Source organism: Pseudomonas yangonensis (assembly GCF_009932725.1).
GTDB classification, from domain to species: domain Bacteria; phylum Pseudomonadota; class Gammaproteobacteria; order Pseudomonadales; family Pseudomonadaceae; genus Aquipseudomonas; species Aquipseudomonas yangonensis.
Genome location: NZ_BLJU01000011.1, coordinates 114,818 through 130,866, shown reverse-complemented (window position 1 = coordinate 130,866; position 16,049 = coordinate 114,818). Strand labels below are relative to the sequence as shown.

The window sequence follows — 16,049 nt, the reverse complement described above, 5'->3', positions numbered from 1 at the left end:
CAGGGACGAATGAAAGACGTTGCTCGAATACTGCTTGGCCTGGGTGTACTGATACCGTTCTGGCTGTTCTTCGGGGTGCTGCTGACTGCCTTGGCCTATCCCGGTTACAGCCACCTGGACCAGGCGATGAGCCAGCTGGGGGCGCAGGGGGCACCTACTCAGGGCTTCTCGGCCTGGCTCAACAATCTGCCGCTGGGCGTGTTTTTCGTGCTCTTTGCCGTTGGGGTCATGCGTCAGGTGCGCGGCTCGCGGCTGGCGCTGTTCAGTGCCGTGCTGATCCTCGTTCACGGGCTGGCCAGCTTCGCCACCGGCTACTTCGCCTGTGATCAGGGCTGCGCGCCGGCACAGCCATCCCTCTCGCAGCAGATGCACAACCTGGCCGGTCTGCTGATGTTCCTCTCGCTGACTCTGGCCAGCCTGCTTTGGGGGTTCCTGAGTAGTCGCCTGCTGGGTTCGCGTGTTTTCGGCCTGTTCTCCCTCGGTTGCACCGTGCTGGCCGTGGCCACCGTGGTGCTGATGGCCCGGGCGGTCGAGGCCGGGCAGTGGTTCGGCCTTTATCAGCGGATCAACTACGGCATTTCGGTGATCTGGGTCGCAGGCCTGGCGCTGATGCTGTGGCGAGGTCGTGCCACTTAGTCACGGCTTGAGGCGTTGCGCAGAACGCCCAGAGGGGCCGGTGCTACGAGGGCGATGCCGCTGCGTAGCAGATGCACCTGTCGGTCGGGCCGTGTTTATATCAGGCGCTTATCGAAGCCACCCGCAAGGAAGGACAGCCATGATCACCTGCTACCTGCGCTACATCGTCGACCCTTACAAGCTCAAGGAATTCGAGCACTACGCCAAGCTGTGGATTCCGCTGGTAGAGCGCTTCGGGGGCACGCACCACGGTTATTTCCTGCCGTCCGAGGGCGCCAATGACGTGGCCCTGGCGCTGTTCAGCTTCCCCAGCCTGGCCGACTACGAGCGCTATCGTCAGGACTCCTTCGCCGACGCCGAGTGCCAGGCAGCCTTTCGCTATGCCGAACAGACGCGCTGCATCCTCAGCTATGAGCGCAGCTTCTTCCGCCCGGTATTCGAATAGGAGGAGACGGCGCTGCCCGGTCTCTTGGCAGCGCCTTCATCGCCGGCTTGAAAAACCTCAGCCGACTCGCCGCCACACGCTGGCCAGCCAGGGTTGCTGCTCGCGGGGCAGGCCGGCGGGGCGGTAGTAGTGTTCCAGTTCGACGAAGCCGGCTGCCGTGAGCCGGGCGCGCCAGCGTTCGAGGTCGTGGTAGCTGCCGTAGCGCGGGCCGTTCCAGCCTTCCTGGTTCTCGCCGCGTGGGTTGGAGCTGAACAGCACTCCGCCCGGTTTGAGCGCGGCATGCAACTGACCGAGTACGCGCGGCAACTCCTGATCCGGTACATGGAACAGGCTGGCGTTGGCGAAGATGCCGTCGAAATGAGTGGCCGGCAGGTCCAGTTCGAGAAAGCTCTGCTGCCACACCTCGCAGCCACTGTCGGCACGCGCCATGGCCACGAATTCGGCGCAGCCATCGACGCCGATGGCCTCGTGGCCAAGGCCGCTGAAAGTGCGCAGATCACGCCCCGGGCCGCAGCCGAAGTCGAGGATGCGCCAGGGCTTTTCTCCCTCGATATGACGCAGCAGGGCAGCGATGTTCTGGCTCACGTCGTGGTCGCGTGTGCCCTCGCGAAAATCCTCGGCGCTGCTCTGGTAGTGGGCCAGTGTGAGGGTACTGATCTGCGCAAGTTCGTCGGGGCTCAGGGGCATGGCGATGTTCCGGCAAAAGGCGACATTAAACCCGCTGGCGGGGGCCGCTGGCCAGCGAGGCGGGTGATGCCACATGGCCGCCAGTGAACCACCGCTGCGCTGTGACAGTCCGATTTTCCGAGGGGTGTAGACCGGCTGGCTGCAGCCGGGCGCCCACAATCAGGAGATGATGCGATGGTTACGCACTACAAGGTCTCTGGCCACCTCGCCTGTGGCTCTCATGGTGAAAAGCTGGCCTCTACCACCGAACTGGCCAAGGTCAAATGCCGCAACTGCCGCAAGACCGAAGTCTTCACCGAAGCGCGTCGTAACGCCCGCAATGCCGCCCGACGCGCCGCGCGCCGGCAGAAGGTGGCCCGCGCCACCAACGACTGGCGCACTTCCTGGGAGGCGCGTCTGGCTGCCTTGCCAGGCCCGCAGCGTCTGCCCCGTGGTTTCGGCGACCAGTCATTCGTCTAGCCTGGATAGTTGCGGGAGGGATGACCTCCTGCATCTGCCCGCGCCGCCAATCCTGTAGGAGCCGCACCCTGCGGCAAAAGGAGCAGGCGACTCGATGTTGCGATGTGCCTTCATACACCTTCGCGCCGGGGCCGCGCTCCTACAGCAGCAGATTGCGCTCGATGGCTCTGACGATACCTGTAGGAGCCGCGCCCCGCGGCGAATAGGGCAGGCGCCTCGACGCCGCGGCGCGCCTGTATCCCCTTCGCGCCGGGTCGGCGCTCCTACCGTCACCGAAATGCATGCGTCAGGTGCACATGCTGGGATACGGCGTGCGTCAGATCGCAATAAACGCAACAGCCTGTTCCCGCATTTGCTCCCGGGCGAAGCTTTACCTTAAATTGCCCGGCTAACCTCGACCGGCTCTCGCCAGTCATGCCTTGAGTCCTCGCCGTGTCCGCTGCTGTTCCCGCTTCCGTCTATCGCCTTCCCGGTTTCCTGCCGTTTCTCATCGCCCGCATCGTGGTGGTCTTCGCGGTGCAGATTCAGGCCGTGGTAGTGGCCTGGCAGGTCTACGACCTGACTCGCGATCCGCTGTCGTTGGCTTATGTCGGCCTGGCCCAGTTCATCCCCATGCTGCTGTTGCTGATGCCGGCGGGGGACCTGATCGACCGCTTTGATCGCAAACTGATCCTGATGCTGAGCTGGCTGGTTGAGGGGGTGTGTGCGGCGGCGCTGCTCTGGTTGTCGCTGAGCGAGGCGGCGGTCAGTTGGTACTACGCGGTGCTGGTGCTGTACGGCTGCGGCCGTGCCTTCACCGGGCCGGCGCTGTCGAGCCTGTTGCCGCAGATCGTGCCGCGCGAGCGCCTGGCTGCGGCCATCGCCGCCAACAGCATGATCATGCGCGGCGCGACCATTTCCGGGCCGGTGATTGGCGGTGGCCTGTACGCCATCGGTGGCGGCGGGCTGACCTACTCGGTGTGCCTCGCCTGCTTCCTCGCCGGCTGCGTACTGCTGCAGCGGGTTCCGGTGCTGTATGCGGAGAAGATGCAGGCGCTGGAGTCCACCGCCTGGGCGCGCTTCACGGCGGGTATCCACTTCATCCGCACGCGGCCGATCATCCTCGGCACCATCTCGCTGGATCTGTTCGCCGTACTGCTCGGCGGCGTGGTGGCCTTGCTGCCGATCTACGCCCAGGAAGTGCTGGAAGTCGGCCCGACCGGCCTCGGCCTGCTGCGCAGCGCCATGGCCATCGGCGAGGTGTCCGTCGGCCTGTACCTGAGCATGAAACCGTTCAACCGCCATGTCGGCCTGGTGATGTTCGGCGCCGTGGCGCTGTTCGGCCTGGCCAACCTGGTGTTCGCCCTGTCCAGTCTGTTCTGGCTGTCGTTCGCGGCGTTGGTGGTAGCTGGCGGCGCGGATATGGTGAGCATGTATATCCGTTCCTCGCTGGTGCAGTTCTCCACCCCGGACGCCATGCGCGGCCGGGTCAATGCGGTGAACATGCTGTTCATCGGCTCTTCCAACGAACTCGGCGAATTCCGCGCCGGCACCAGCGCCGCCTGGTTCGGCGTGGTACCAGCGGCCCTGCTCGGGTGCGCCTGCACCCTGACGGTGACCGGAGGCTGGATGCTCGGCTTCAAGAGTCTGCGTAAGGTGGATCGCTTCGAGGATGCTTCGCCAAGCAAGCTAGGCTGACGTAGCCGGATGCAATCCGGGGGTGTGATTCCGGCAATGTCCCTGAGAGTGCGGACATGCGCAGATCAACGATCGCATGGCTAGAGCAACGCGAAACTGATCATCGCGATTGCCTCAGGTATCGCTTTGCTCTATCCAGGCTACTTGCTGTTCCTATCCCAAGGCATGGTGGACAAGCTCCGCGTTGTCCACCCCACGCCACGATTCTCCGCAGGGTGGATGACGCTTTTTTCATCCTCCGTTGGGCGGGGGCGTCCGGGCTACTTGCTATCCCATCCACCACGAGCTGTCCACGCTTCGTGGGCAAGATGCCATGTGGTTGGTTTGCCGTTGGGCTGAATTCAAGCCTTCCCGCGGCCACCCACAATTTCTGTTAACACCACTGTGGATAACCTTTGCAAAAGCCCTCCACACCTAGCATTCAAGCGGACCTCGGTGGGTCGTTCAGTTTTTGCCCAATGACGCTCTGCTGGCGTTATCGCCAGGCGGAATATCACTTTTAATCAATCACTTGGCTCGGGTTCTCCACAGCAGCGCAGGGCGAAGACGGGTTACTGGGTGTCGTGCACAGAATCTGGGGAAAGCGTTGTGGATAAGTTATGGGAAAACTCGCCCAGGCCAGGTGGAGCAAGGGCTGCGCGGCGATGGTGATTTTTCGTGCGCTGTCGCGCGGCGGTCATGTTCTGCAGCTATAGTGGCCGGTCGATATTTTCCACCGATGGAGCCCTTCGATGTCCGAGTCCGCTGCGCGTCCCGCTCCGGTCAGTTTGCTGCAGGCTTTCTGGTTCTGGCTGAAGCTGGGGCTGATCAGTTTCGGTGGGCCGGCGGGGCAGATTTCGATCATGCATCAGGAGTTGGTGGAGAAGCGCCGCTGGTTGTCCGAGCGGCGCTTTCTGCATGCGCTGAACTACTGCATGTTGCTGCCCGGGCCGGAGGCGCAGCAGTTGGCCACCTATATCGGTTGGCTGATGCACCGCACCTGGGGCGGGGTGATCGCCGGGGCGCTTTTCGTGTTGCCGTCGCTGCTGATTCTGGTCGCGCTGTCCTGGGTCTATCTGGCGTTCGGCGATGTACCGCTGGTGGCCGGGATCTTCTACGGCATCAAGCCGGCGGTGACGGCCATCGTGGTGCAGGCGGCCTGGCGCATTGGCGGGCGGGTGTTGAAGAACGCCTGGCTGTGGGCCATTGCCGCGGCGGCTTTCGTCGCCATTTTCGCGTTGCAGCTGCCGTTCCCGCTGATCGTGCTGGGCGCGGCGCTGGTGGGTTATATCGGTGGGCGGCTGGCGCCGCAGCACTTCGCGGTCGGTGGTGGGCATGGCGAAAAGGGCGGGGCGCATGCGCCAGCGATGATCGATGACGACACGCGCCTGGCGCACACACATTTTCGTTCCAGCCGCCTGGCGCTGATCCTGCTGGTCGGCGCAGCGCTCTGGCTGCTACCGATGGGCCTGCTGACCCTGACGTTCGGTTGGGACGGCACGTTGACGCAGATGGGTTGGTTCTTCACCAAGGCGGCGCTGCTGACCTTCGGCGGTGCCTATGCGGTACTGCCCTATGTCTATCAGGGCGCGGTGGGCCACTACGGCTGGCTGACGCCGACGCAGATGATCGATGGTCTGGCCCTGGGTGAGACCACGCCGGGGCCGCTGATCATGGTGGTGGCCTTCGTCGCCTTCGTCGGCGCCTATGGGCAGCCGGTGTTCGGTGGCGACTCGGCCTTCGCCAGTGGGGCATTGGCGGCCTGCCTGGTCACCTGGTTCACCTTCCTGCCGTCGTTTTTGTTCATCCTCGCCGGCGGGCCGTTGGTGGAATCGACCCATGGCGAGCTGAAGTTCACCGCGCCGCTGACCGGCATCACCGCCGCTGTGGTGGGGGTGATCCTCAATCTGGCGCTGTTCTTTGGTTATCACGTGCTCTGGCCGCAGGGCTTTGCCGGCACCTTCGATTGGGTGTCGGCGTTGATCGCCTTGGGCGCGGCGCTGGCCCTGTTCGCTTTCAAGCGCGGGGTGATCGAGACCATTGCTGGTTGCGCTGTGGTCGGGCTGGCGGTGCATGTGCTGGTTTGATGGGTGGGTTTGGTATCGCCTGGTGGGTTACGCGGCGCGTTGCGCGCGGGAGTATCTGTCGGGGTAGTGTTCTGCGCCGCTAACCACCCTACGGGTGCCACGTCCATGCAGCGTAGCGGCCCTGTCGCCGCTGAAGCGCCTCCCACAGGGCTGATTCCACCACATCAATACGATTTCTTTACGCCCCGGCGGCGGGGCGCCAATCGAATCTTTACGGCCAGCCTTTCGACAATGCTCGCGAGCGGATTCCCCGCATCGTGGAGTTTTGTAGATGAACGCAATCGATGGTGTGTCGCTGATCCTGGTGGTCGGCCTCTTCGCCTACCTGCTGTCGGCCCTGCTGACCGCCGGACGTGGTTGAGGAGGCGGCCATGCACGACTACGACTGGCTGCTGCTGGCGGCCTTTTCCCTGCTGGTGTTGGCACCGGCACCCTTTCTCGGGCGCTACTTCTATCGCGTGATGGAGGGCCAGCGCACCTGGCTCAGCCCGGTACTGCTGCCGGTGGAGCGCCTGTGCTACCGCGTGGCCGGCGTCGACCCTGAGCGAGAGCAAAGCTGGCGCGGCTACGCCCTGGCGCTGCTGGTCTTCAGCCTGGTCTGCCTGCTGGGGCTCATGAGCATCCTGCTGCTGCAGGGCGCCTTGCCGCTGAACCCGCAGCAGGTGGCGGGGATGAGCCTGCCCCTGGCGTTCAATACGGCGGTGAGCTTCGTCACCAACACCAACTGGCAGGCGTACAGCGGCGAGGCGCAGCTCAGCTACTTCAGCCAGATGCTCGGCCTCGGTGTGCAGAACTTCGTCAGCCCGGCGGTGGGCCTGGCGGTGCTGGTGGTGCTGTGCCGGGGTTTGGCGCGGCAGTCCAGCGACCGCCTGGGCAATTTCTGGGTCGATATCACCCGCGCCGTGCTCTACGGCCTGTTGCCGCTGTGCCTGGTGCTGGCCGTGCTGCTGGTGTGGCAGGGCGTGCCGCAGAATTTCAGCGACTACATCTCGGCCACCACCCTGCAGGGCAGCGAGCAGAGCCTGCCGATGGGGCCGGCGGCCAGCCAGATCGCCATCAAGCAACTGGGCACCAACGGCGGCGGCTTCTTCGGCGTCAACTCGGCGCATCCGTTCGAGAACCCCACGGCGCTGAGCAACCTGCTGGAGCTGGCGTCGATCCTGCTGATCCCGGCGGCGCTGGTGTTCACCTTCGGTCATTACGTGCGTGACCTGCGCCAGAGCCGGGCGATCCTCGCCAGCATGCTGCTGCTGTTCGTCATCGGCCTGGGGGTGTGCGCCTGGGCGGAGCTGCAGCCGAACCCGGCGCTGGCGGGGCTGCCCATCGAGCAGGTGGGCTCGCTGGAGGGCAAGGAGGCGCGCTTCGGCAGCTTCGCTTCGGCGCTCTGGGCGACTACCACCACGGCGGCGTCCAACGGTTCGGTGAACGCCATGCATGACAGTTTCAGCGCCCTCGGCGGGCTGGTGCCGCTGGTCAATATGCTGCTTGGCGAGATCGTCTTCGGCGGCGTCGGCGCGGGCCTCTACGGCATGCTGCTGTTCGTGTTGATCGCGGTATTCCTCGCCGGCCTGATGATCGGCCGCACGCCGGCTTATCTGGGCAAGAAGCTGGAGGCACGCGAGGTGCGCCTGATGGTCGCCACGCTGCTGGTGATGCCGCTCGGCGTGCTGGTGTTCGGCGCTCTGGCGGTGAGTTTCGCCGGCACCGCGGCCTCCATCGGCAACCCCGGCCCGCATGGCTTCAGCCAGGCGCTGTATGCCTATGGCTCGGCCACCGGCAACAACGGCTCGGCCTTCGCCGGCTTCGGCGCCGACACCACATACCACGACCTGATGCTCGGCCTGGCCATGCTGCTCGGGCGCTTCGGCTACATCCTGCCGGTGCTGGCGATCGCGGGCAGCCTGGCGGCCAAGCGCGCCGCACCGCAGGGGCAGAACAGCTTTCCCACCCATGGGCCGCTGTTCGTCGTGCTGCTGACCCTGACCATCCTCCTGGTGGGTGGCCTGACCTTCATGCCGGCGCTGGCCCTGGGCCCGCTGGCCGAACACCTGGCGTTCTGAAGGAGAAACCGTGATGAATGCCCCCGTAACGGCGCAACGCAGCGCCCAATCGTCCAGCAGCCAGCCGCAGACCGGCCTCGGCGCGCTGTGGCGCCCGGCCCTCAAGCAGGCCTTCGTCAAGCTCGACCCGCGCCAGCTGGTGCGCTCGCCGGTGATGCTGGTGGTGGAGCTGACAGCGCTGGTCACCAGCGTGCTGTGCTTTGTCCCCAACCCTGCAGTAAGCACTGCCTTAGGCGTGCAGATCGCCCTGTGGCTGTGGTTCACCGTGCTATTCGCCAACTTCGCCGAGGCCCTGGCCGAGGGCCGTGGTAAGGCCCGCGCCGACAGCCTCAAGTCCGGCAGCCAGGGCCTGATGGCGCGCAAGCAGGTCGGCGCGCAGATCCAGTCCGTACCGGCCAGCAGCCTGCGCAAGGGCGACGTGGTACGAGTCGAGGCCGGTGAGCTGATCCCCGGCGACGGCGAGGTGATCGAAGGGGTGGCGGCGGTCAACGAGGCGGCGATTACCGGCGAGTCCGCACCAGTGATTCGTGAGTCCGGCGGCGACCGCTCGGCGGTCACCGGCAACACCCGGCTGGTGTCGGACTGGCTGCTGGTGCGGATCAGCGCCAACCCCGGCGAGTCCACCCTCGACCGCATGATCGCCCTGGTCGAAGGCGCGCGCCGGCAGAAGACGCCCAACGAAGTGGCGCTGGATATCCTGCTGATCGGCCTGACCCTGATCTTCCTGCTGGTGGTGGCCACGCTGCAGCCGTTCGCCCGCTTCGCCGGTGGCGACTTGCCGCTGATCTACCTGGCGGCGCTGCTGGTGACGCTGATCCCCACCACCATCGGCGGCCTGCTCTCGGCTATCGGCATCGCCGGCATGGATCGCCTGGTGCGCCTCAACGTCATCGCCAAGTCCGGTCGCGCCGTGGAGGCCGCCGGTGACGTGCACACCCTGCTGCTGGACAAGACCGGCACCATCACCTTCGGCAACCGCCGCTGCAGCGCCATGGTCAAGGCGCCGGGCGTCACCACGCTGGAGCTGGCCGAGGCGGCGCTGCTGGCCTCGCAGGGCGACGACACGCCGGAGGGCAAGTCCATCGTCGAATACCTGGCGGCGCTGCACCCGATGGAGGTGCCCGAGCGCAGCGGCATGACCCTGATCGCCTTTAGCGCCGAGACGCGCCTGTCCGGCGCCGACGTGAAGGGCGTGGCCTACCGCAAGGGCGCGGTGGATGCCGTGCTGGCCTACCTCGGCCTGGGCCGAACTGATCTGCCGGCGCCGCTGGCGCGCGAGGTGGAGAAGATCGCCCAGAGCGGCGGCACGCCGCTGCTGGTGGCCGGGGACGGGCGCCTGCTCGGCGCCATCCACCTCAAGGATGTGGTCAAGCCGGGTATCCGCGAGCGCTTCGCCGAGCTGCGCGCCATGGGCATCCGCACCGTGATGGTGACCGGCGACAACCCGCTGACCGCCGCCGCCATCGCCGCCGAGGCCGGTGTCGATGACGTGATCGCCGAAGCCACGCCGGAGAAGAAGCTCTCGCGCATCCGCGCCGAGCAGGCCGAAGGCAAGCTGGTGGCCATGTGCGGCGATGGCGCCAACGACGCCCCGGCACTGGCCCAGGCCGACGTCGGGCTGGCCATGAACGACGGCACCCAGGCCGCGCGTGAGGCCGCCAACCTGGTGGATCTGGACAGCGACCCGACCAAGCTGATCGACGTGGTGCAGGTGGGCAAGGAACTGCTGGTGACCCGTGGCGCGCTGACCACCTTCTCGGTGGCCAACGACGTGGCCAAGTACTTCGCCATCCTCCCGGCGCTGTTCGCCGGCATCTACCCGCAGCTTGGCACGCTCAACCTGATGCAGTTGCACAGCCCGCAGAGCGCGATCCTTTCGGCCATCGTGTTCAACGCCCTGATCATCGTCGCGCTGATTCCTCTGGCGCTGCGCGGCGTGCGCATTCAGGCGCTGGACGCCGGCCAGTTGCTGCGGCGCAACCTGCTGATCTACGGCCTCGGCGGACTGCTCGCGCCCTTCGTCGGCATCAAGCTGCTCGACCTGCTGCTGGTGGGGTTGGGCTGGGTGTAAGTGCGTTGTTCGACCGTTCTGTAGGAGCGGATTTATCCGCGATATGGCTGTCCCGCAGGCAAGGCCATCGCGAATGAATTCGCTCCTACAAGAGCCCGGATGCACGGTCGTTATCCGCGAAACAAGCGAGCACGGCGCCAAGACGAATGACACAAGCCAAGCGACGTAGCCCGGATGCAATCCGGGGCAATCTGAATCAGGAGACTCATCATGCTCGACCATATCCGCCCCGCTATCGCCACGCTGGCTTTCATGACCCTGTTGGTCGGGGTCGCCTATCCCTTGAGCGTCACCGGCGTGGCGCAACTGGCCTTCCCCGATCAGGCAGCCGGCAGCCTGCTGCGTGACGATTCCGGCCAGGTACGCGGCAGCCGCCTGATCGCCCAGGCCTTCGACGGCGATCAGTGGTTCCAGCCGCGCCCTTCGGCAGGCGATTACGCCACCGTGGCCAGCGCCGCCAGCAACCTGGCGCCGAGCAACCCGCAACTGCGCGAGCGCATCGAGCAGGCCGGCGTCGGCCTGAGCGGCCAGGCGCCGCTGCCGATGCAACTGGCGACTACCTCGGGCAGCGGCCTCGACCCGCACCTGTCGCCCGAGGCGGCGGCCTGGCAGGCGCCCCATATCGCCCGGGCCCGTGGCCTGGCGGAGGTGGAGCTGCTGCGCCTGATCGAAGCGCACACCGAGAGCCCGCTGTTCGGCCCGGCGGTGGTCAATGTACTGGCTCTGAACCTGGCGCTGGCCGACAATCCTTCCACTTCCACCCAGTGACGAGTGCTCGATGAACGACAGCCTGCGCGCCGAAGCGCTGCTCGCCGACCTGCCCCGCGAAGGGCGCGGGCGGCTCAAGGTGTTTCTCGGCGCGGCACCGGGCGTGGGCAAGACCTACGCCATGCTCCAGGCCGCTCATGCGCAACTGCGCCAGGGCGTGGCGTTGCGCGCCGGGGTGGTGGAAAGCCACGGCCGCAGCGAAACCGAGGCGCTGCTGCTGGGCCTGCCGCAACAGCCGCCGCTGCGCCTGCCGTATCGCGGCCTGGAGCTGAGCGAGATGGATCTCGACGGCCTGCTCGCCGACCCGCCCAAGCTGGCGCTGGTGGACGAGCTGGCGCACAGCAACGCCCCCGGCAGCCGCCACGCCAAGCGCTGGCAGGACGTGCAGGAGCTGCTCGCCGCGGGCATCGACGTCTACACCACGGTCAACGTCCAGCACCTGGAAAGCCTCAACGATCGCGTGCGCGATATCACCGGCGTGCAGGTACGCGAGACGGTGCCGGACTGGGTGCTGCAGGAAGCCGACGAGATCCAGCTGGTCGACCTGCCGCCGCGCGAACTGCTCGAACGCCTGCGCGACGGCAAGGTGTACATGCCCGAGCAGGCGCGTGCGGCCATCGATGCCTTCTTCTCGCCGACCAACCTCACGGCGCTGCGCGAGCTGGCCATGCAGACCGCCGCGGCGCGGGTCGATGCCGACCTCGACCAGCGCTACCGCCAGCTCGGCCAGGCCGCGCCCAGTTTGCTCGGGCGCCTGCTGGTGGGAGTGGACGGCGACGGCGAGGCCGAACGCCTGGTGCGCCACGCCTGCCGAGTGGCCGAGCGCCGCCATCTGCCCTGGTCGGTGGTGCACGTGGACGGCCGCCGGGCCATGGACGAGGAGCAACGTGGGCGTCTGCAAGCGGCGCTGCGCCTGGCCGAGCGCCTCGGTGGCGAGGTGGTGACGCTGCATGGCGACTCGGTGGCGCGCACGCTGCTCGACCATGCCCGCGAGCGCCGCGCCAGCCTGATCCTGGTCGGCAGCAGCGCACGGCGCCTGCGCCGGCGCTGGTTCGGCCGCGGCCTGGGCGAGCGCCTGCTGGCTGCCGGTGCCGGGCTGGAAGTGAGCGTGTTGGATGCGGCCGGGGCCCAGCCTCCGGCCGGTCGGCGCGTGCGCATCGCGCCGCGCTGGCGCGACTACCTGCTGGCCACGCTGGCCGCCGCCTGTGCCACGCTGATCTCCCTCGGCCTGGCGCGGGTGCTGGAGCTGCCCAATATCTCCCTGGTGTTCCTCGCCTCCGTGCTGCTGGTGGCGGTGCGCAGCAGCCTGGGCCCGGCGCTGGCCTGCGCGGGGCTGTCGTTCCTGGCCTACAACTTCCTGTTCATCCCCCCGACCCTGACCATGCAGATCCAGCGTCAGGAGGATGTGCTGACCCTGCTGTTCTTCCTGCTCATGGCCGGGCTGACCGGCAACCTGGCCAGCCGCCAGCGGCGCCAGGTGCAGGCGTTGCGCCAGGCGCAGGGCGAAACCACGGCGCTGCTTGAGCTGTCGCGCAAGCTTACCGTCGCCGCCGATCGCCAGGCCGTGCTGGCGGTGGCCGAGCAGCAACTGGGTGGCTGGCCGGACGTGCAGCTGACGCTGCTGTCACGCAGCGCCGACGGGCAGTGGCGCCACGAGGGTGGCCTGCACGCCGAATTGCTTGATGCCGAACGCGCCGCTGCCGATTGGGCCTGGCAGCACGAGCAGGCGGCGGGTCTGGGTACCGATACTCTGCCCGGCAGCCGCTGGTGGTGGTGGCCGCTGTGCGCGGAGGAGGGGCCGCTGCTGCTGATCGGTCTGCAGAGTGCGCAGGGCGCGCCGTTGGTCGATGAGCGGCGGCGCCTGATCGCTGCCCTTGGCCAACCGCTGGCACAGGCCCTGGCCCGTGCGCAACTGGCCGAGGAGCTGGAGGCGGCGCGCCTGCACGGGCAGACCGAGGAGCTGCGCAGCGCGCTGCTGGCTTCGGTGTCGCACGACCTGCGTACGCCGCTGACGGCCATGCGCGGTTCCATCGACAGCCTGCTGGCGCTGGGCGAGGCGATCCCCGAGGCGGATCGCCGTGAATTGCTGGAAGGCACCCGCGACGAGGCCGAGCGCCTCGACCGCTATATCCAGAACCTGCTCGACATGACCCGCCTCGGCCATGGCGGGCTCAAGCTGGCGCGCGACTGGGTGGCGCCCAGCGATATCGTCGCCAGCGCCCTGCAGCGCCTGCGCGCGGTGCTTGCGCCGTTGCAGGTCGAATGCCTGCTGCCGCCACAGCCGCCATTGCTGCACGTGCATGCGGCGCTGATCGAGCAGGCGCTGGTCAACGTGCTGGAGAACGCCGCGCGCTTCTCGCCGCCCGGCGGGCGCCTGCGCGTGGCGCTGGAATACGATGAGCAGGAGCTGCGCTTCGTGGTCGCCGATCAGGGCCCTGGCATTCCTGAGGCGGAACGGGCGAAGATCTTCGACATGTTCTACACCGCAGCGCGGGGCGATCGCGGCGGCCAGGGCACCGGTCTGGGCCTGGCCATCTGCCAGGGCATGGTCGGTGCCCATGGTGGTCGCGTCACGGTCGGCGAAGGCCTCGATGGCCGTGGTGCCAGCCTGACCCTGCACCTGCCGCTGACCACGCAGCCACAAGCCGAGGACGACTGATGAGCCAGGGGCCGAGCATTCTGCTGATCGACGACGAAGCGCAGATTCGCAAGTTCCTGCGCATCGCCCTCAGCGCCCAAGGCTATCGGGTGCTGGAGGCGGCCAACGGCGAAGACGGCCTGGCCCAGGCGGCGCTGCACAGCCCCGATCTCGTCGTGCTCGACCTCGGCCTGCCCGACCTCGACGGCCAGCAGGTGCTGCGCAGCCTGCGCGAATGGAGCCAGGTGCCGGTGCTGGTGCTCTCGGTTCGTGCCAGCGAAGGTGAGAAGGTGCTGGCGCTGGACGGCGGCGCCAATGACTACGTGACCAAACCGTTTGGCATCCAGGAATTCCTCGCCCGGGTGCGCGTGCTGCTGCGCCAGGGCCAGGGCCGCGAAGCGCTGCCGGCGAGCATCGCCTGTGGTGCGCTGAATATCGACCTGGCCTATCGCCGGGTCAGCCTCGACGGCACCGAAATCGCCCTGACCCCCAAGGAATACGCCGTGCTGGCGCTGCTCGCCCAGCACCTCGGGCGGGTGGTGACCCAGCAACAGTTGCTGCGTGATATCTGGGGCCCCAGTCACGTCGGCGACAGCCATTATCTGCGCGTGGTGGTCGGCCATCTGCGGCAGAAGCTCGGCGACGACCCGGCCGCGCCGCGCTATCTGATCACCGAGGCCGGTGTCGGCTATCGTCTGCGCGACTCTGCCTAAAGCTCCAGCGCCAGACGCAAACGATCCCGATGCTGCAGGCCATTCTCGAACAACGGCTCGGGGTAGTGCTGCAGGAAGTAATCCGGCTCCACCGCCACCACGCGAAAACCGGCGCGCTGGTAAAAGGTCAGCTGGTGGCCAAAGCTGCCGGTGCCCAGTTCCAGGCGCTTGGCACCCAGTTGCCGGGCTTGGTCGATGGCGTGGTGCAGCAGCAGGGCGCCGATACCCTGACCCTGGTGTTCAGGCGCCACGGCGATGTTCATCAGTTCCCAGGTATCGGCGCTCAGGGCCTTGATCACGTAGACGCCGACGACCGCGTCGTCCAGGCGCGCGACCACGCAATGACCGTCCTGTAGATAGCGGGCGATGAGGACGATGCTGGGGTCGGCTTCAAGCAGCAACGCCATGGGCGCCTGTTCGCCGGGAATCTCGTGCAAGGTTGGGGCGGTCATGACGGTCTTCTTAAAAGATGTTTTGGTTATAAATAAATCATTATTTATTCTTTTTGTTTCGTTTCGTTCCTGAGCATAGTGAGCACCACGCAAGCCGCTGCCAAGGAGCACGATCATGACCATCCGCCTGGGCGACATCGCCCCTGACTTCGAACAGGATTCCAGCGAAGGCCGCATTCGCTTCCACGAGTGGCTGGGCGACAGTTGGGGCATCCTCTTCTCCCACCCGGCCGACTTCACCCCGGTGTGCACCACCGAGCTGGGCTTCACCGCCAAGCTCAAGGACGAATTCGCCCAGCGCGGCGTCAAGGCCATCGCCCTGTCGGTCGACCCGGTGGATTCGCACCTCAAGTGGATCGACGACATCAACGAGACGCAGAACACCCGGGTCAACTTTCCGATCATCGCCGATGCCGACCGCAAGGTCTCTGACCTCTACGACCTGATCCACCCGAACGCCAACGACACCCTGACCGTGCGTTCGCTGTTCGTCATCGACCCGAACAAGAAGGTGCGCCTGACCATCACCTATCCAGCCAGCACCGGGCGTAACTTCCACGAGATCCTGCGCGTGGTGGATTCGCTGCAGCTGACCGACAACTACAAGGTGGCCACGCCGGCCAACTGGCAGGACGGTGACGAGGTGGTGATCGTGCCGTCGCTCAAGGACGAAGCCGAAATCGCCCAGCGCTTTCCCAAGGGCTACCGCGCCGTGAAGCCCTATCTGCGTCTGACGCCGCAACCGAATCGCTAAGGATCGATCATGCATGTCGTGTTGCTGTCCGGCAGCCCTGCGGCGCGTTCGCGCACCGAAGTGCTGCTGGACCATGTACGCCAGCGCCTGGAGGCGCAGCAGGTGGAAGTGAGCCTGCTCAAGGTGCGCGATTTTCCCGCCGAGGATCTGCTGCACGCACGCTTCGACAGCCCGGCTGTCCGCCAGCTCCAGGCCGTGGTGGCCAGCGCCGATGGCCTGGTGGTCGGTACGCCGGTGTACAAGGCATCGTTCACCGGCGCGTTGAAGGTGCTGCTGGATCTGCTGCCCGAACGTGCCCTGGCGCACAAGGTGGTACTGCCGCTGGCCAGTGGTGGCAGCCCGGCGCATCTGTTGGCAGTGGACTACGCGCTCAAGCCGGTGCTGGCTGCGCTGAAGGCCCAGGAGATGCTCAGCGGCGTGTTCGCCGTGGACAAGCAGATCGCCTACCCGGAAGGGGACAGGCCTGCGCAGATCGACGACGAGCTGCGCGAACGCCTCGACGAGGCCCTGGAACAACTGACCGCCGCCCTGGCGCGACGGCCGAAGCCGATCGACCCGAACGTATTGAACGACCGGCTGGTGAACGCCCGCTGGAGTATCTGAAAAGCGGCTGCAGGCCGCAG

At 66.6% G+C, this 16,049-nt stretch carries 15 protein-coding genes; 13 read left to right on the top strand and 2 right to left on the bottom strand.

The window, feature by feature from the left end; all coding sequences use genetic code 11:
* The first annotated feature begins 9 nt into the window (after window positions 1-9).
* Together GYB81_RS14570 and GYB81_RS14565 are read left to right on the top strand one after the other, a co-directional pair.
* Window positions 10-636 (top strand): DUF998 domain-containing protein, encoded by a 627-nt coding sequence (locus GYB81_RS14570; RefSeq protein ID WP_161867879.1) that lies wholly within the window; start codon window positions 10-12, stop codon window positions 634-636.
* A gap of 139 nt (window positions 637-775) precedes the next feature.
* Window positions 776-1,081, top strand: a complete 306-nt coding sequence (locus GYB81_RS14565) for an NIPSNAP family protein (protein ID WP_161867880.1) — start codon at window positions 776-778, stop codon at window positions 1,079-1,081.
* Between the two features lie 57 nt (window positions 1,082-1,138).
* Here GYB81_RS14565 and GYB81_RS14560 read toward each other — a convergent pair whose 3' ends face one another.
* Window positions 1,139-1,768 carry a class I SAM-dependent methyltransferase gene (locus tag GYB81_RS14560; RefSeq protein ID WP_161867881.1) on the bottom strand — a complete coding sequence of 210 codons (630 nt, stop codon included), beginning with the start codon at window positions 1,766-1,768 and terminating at the stop codon, window positions 1,139-1,141.
* A gap of 174 nt (window positions 1,769-1,942) precedes the next feature.
* Between GYB81_RS14560 and GYB81_RS14555 the strand changes: the two genes are divergently transcribed.
* The 9 genes from GYB81_RS14555 (at window position 1,943) to GYB81_RS14515 (ending at window position 14,220) form a co-directional block, all read left to right on the top strand.
* A complete protein-coding gene (locus GYB81_RS14555) occupies window positions 1,943-2,227 on the top strand; it encodes a hypothetical protein (RefSeq protein ID WP_161867882.1) in 285 nt (94 codons plus the stop codon).
* Between the two features lie 432 nt (window positions 2,228-2,659).
* Window positions 2,660-3,904 carry an MFS transporter gene (locus GYB81_RS14550; protein WP_161867883.1) on the top strand — a complete coding sequence of 415 codons (1,245 nt, stop codon included), beginning with the start codon at window positions 2,660-2,662 and terminating at the stop codon, window positions 3,902-3,904.
* Window positions 3,905-4,635: 731 nt separating this feature from the next.
* Window positions 4,636-5,970, top strand: coding sequence for a chromate efflux transporter (chrA, locus tag GYB81_RS14545; protein WP_161867884.1), 1,335 nt, complete (start codon window positions 4,636-4,638; stop codon window positions 5,968-5,970).
* A gap of 271 nt (window positions 5,971-6,241) precedes the next feature.
* Entirely contained in the window at window positions 6,242-6,331 is a 90-nt protein-coding gene (locus GYB81_RS14540; RefSeq protein WP_021490657.1) for a hypothetical protein, read from the top strand.
* A 10-nt stretch (window positions 6,332-6,341) separates the two neighbouring features.
* Window positions 6,342-8,030: a potassium-transporting ATPase subunit KdpA gene (gene kdpA, locus GYB81_RS14535; protein WP_161867885.1), complete on the top strand. Its 1,689-nt coding sequence runs from the start codon at window positions 6,342-6,344 to the stop codon at window positions 8,028-8,030.
* A gap of 13 nt (window positions 8,031-8,043) precedes the next feature.
* The gene (kdpB, locus tag GYB81_RS14530) at window positions 8,044-10,101 is read left to right on the top strand and encodes a potassium-transporting ATPase subunit KdpB (RefSeq protein WP_161867886.1); all 2,058 of its coding nucleotides are present in this window, start codon (window positions 8,044-8,046) and stop codon (window positions 10,099-10,101) included.
* Between the two features lie 210 nt (window positions 10,102-10,311).
* Complete coding sequence (kdpC, locus tag GYB81_RS14525) at window positions 10,312-10,869, top strand: potassium-transporting ATPase subunit KdpC (RefSeq protein WP_161867887.1); 558 nt, start codon at window positions 10,312-10,314, stop codon at window positions 10,867-10,869.
* A 10-nt stretch (window positions 10,870-10,879) separates the two neighbouring features.
* Window positions 10,880-13,528, top strand: a complete 2,649-nt coding sequence (locus tag GYB81_RS14520) for a DUF4118 domain-containing protein (RefSeq protein WP_161867888.1) — start codon at window positions 10,880-10,882, stop codon at window positions 13,526-13,528.
* Window positions 13,528-14,220: a response regulator gene (locus GYB81_RS14515; protein WP_161867889.1), complete on the top strand. Its 693-nt coding sequence runs from the start codon at window positions 13,528-13,530 to the stop codon at window positions 14,218-14,220. The genes GYB81_RS14520 and GYB81_RS14515 overlap by 1 nt, the downstream gene beginning before the upstream one ends.
* Here GYB81_RS14515 and GYB81_RS14510 read toward each other — a convergent pair.
* Window positions 14,217-14,672 carry a GNAT family N-acetyltransferase gene (locus GYB81_RS14510; RefSeq protein ID WP_161867890.1) on the bottom strand — a complete coding sequence of 152 codons (456 nt, stop codon included), beginning with the start codon at window positions 14,670-14,672 and terminating at the stop codon, window positions 14,217-14,219. The two genes, GYB81_RS14515 and GYB81_RS14510, sit on opposite strands and share 4 nt — an antisense overlap.
* A 115-nt stretch (window positions 14,673-14,787) precedes the next feature.
* Here GYB81_RS14510 and GYB81_RS14505 point away from each other — a divergent pair, with 115 nt between their 5' ends.
* On the top strand, window positions 14,788-15,426 hold the full coding sequence (locus GYB81_RS14505; protein WP_161867891.1) for a peroxiredoxin: 639 nt from the start codon (window positions 14,788-14,790) through the stop codon (window positions 15,424-15,426).
* Between the two features lie 9 nt (window positions 15,427-15,435).
* Window positions 15,436-16,029: an NADPH-dependent FMN reductase gene (ssuE, locus tag GYB81_RS14500; RefSeq protein WP_161867892.1), complete on the top strand. Its 594-nt coding sequence runs from the start codon at window positions 15,436-15,438 to the stop codon at window positions 16,027-16,029.
* Window positions 16,030-16,049: the final 20 nt, after the last annotated feature.

Bases quoted from the DNA above. Each gene is read 5' to 3' on its own strand.
- ssuE (WP_161867892.1), top strand. From the start codon at position 15,436: ATGCATGTCGTGTTGCTGTCCGGCAGCCCTGCGGCGCGTTCGCGCACC.
- GYB81_RS14555 (WP_161867882.1), top strand. From the start codon at position 1,943: ATGGTTACGCACTACAAGGTCTCTGGCCACCTCGCCTGTGGCTCTCAT.
- GYB81_RS14505 (WP_161867891.1), top strand. From the start codon at position 14,788: ATGACCATCCGCCTGGGCGACATCGCCCCTGACTTCGAACAGGATTCC.
- kdpC (WP_161867887.1), top strand. From the start codon at position 10,312: ATGCTCGACCATATCCGCCCCGCTATCGCCACGCTGGCTTTCATGACC.
- GYB81_RS14565 (WP_161867880.1), top strand. From the start codon at position 776: ATGATCACCTGCTACCTGCGCTACATCGTCGACCCTTACAAGCTCAAG.
- chrA (WP_161867884.1), top strand. From the start codon at position 4,636: ATGTCCGAGTCCGCTGCGCGTCCCGCTCCGGTCAGTTTGCTGCAGGCT.
- GYB81_RS14515 (WP_161867889.1), top strand. From the start codon at position 13,528: ATGAGCCAGGGGCCGAGCATTCTGCTGATCGACGACGAAGCGCAGATT.
- kdpA (WP_161867885.1), top strand. From the start codon at position 6,342: ATGCACGACTACGACTGGCTGCTGCTGGCGGCCTTTTCCCTGCTGGTG.
- GYB81_RS14570 (WP_161867879.1), top strand. From the start codon at position 10: ATGAAAGACGTTGCTCGAATACTGCTTGGCCTGGGTGTACTGATACCG.
- kdpB (WP_161867886.1), top strand. From the start codon at position 8,044: ATGAATGCCCCCGTAACGGCGCAACGCAGCGCCCAATCGTCCAGCAGC.
- GYB81_RS14520 (WP_161867888.1), top strand. From the start codon at position 10,880: ATGAACGACAGCCTGCGCGCCGAAGCGCTGCTCGCCGACCTGCCCCGC.
- GYB81_RS14540 (WP_021490657.1), top strand. From the start codon at position 6,242: ATGAACGCAATCGATGGTGTGTCGCTGATCCTGGTGGTCGGCCTCTTC.
- GYB81_RS14560 (WP_161867881.1), bottom strand. From the start codon at position 1,768: ATGCCCCTGAGCCCCGACGAACTTGCGCAGATCAGTACCCTCACACTG.
- GYB81_RS14510 (WP_161867890.1), bottom strand. From the start codon at position 14,672: ATGACCGCCCCAACCTTGCACGAGATTCCCGGCGAACAGGCGCCCATG.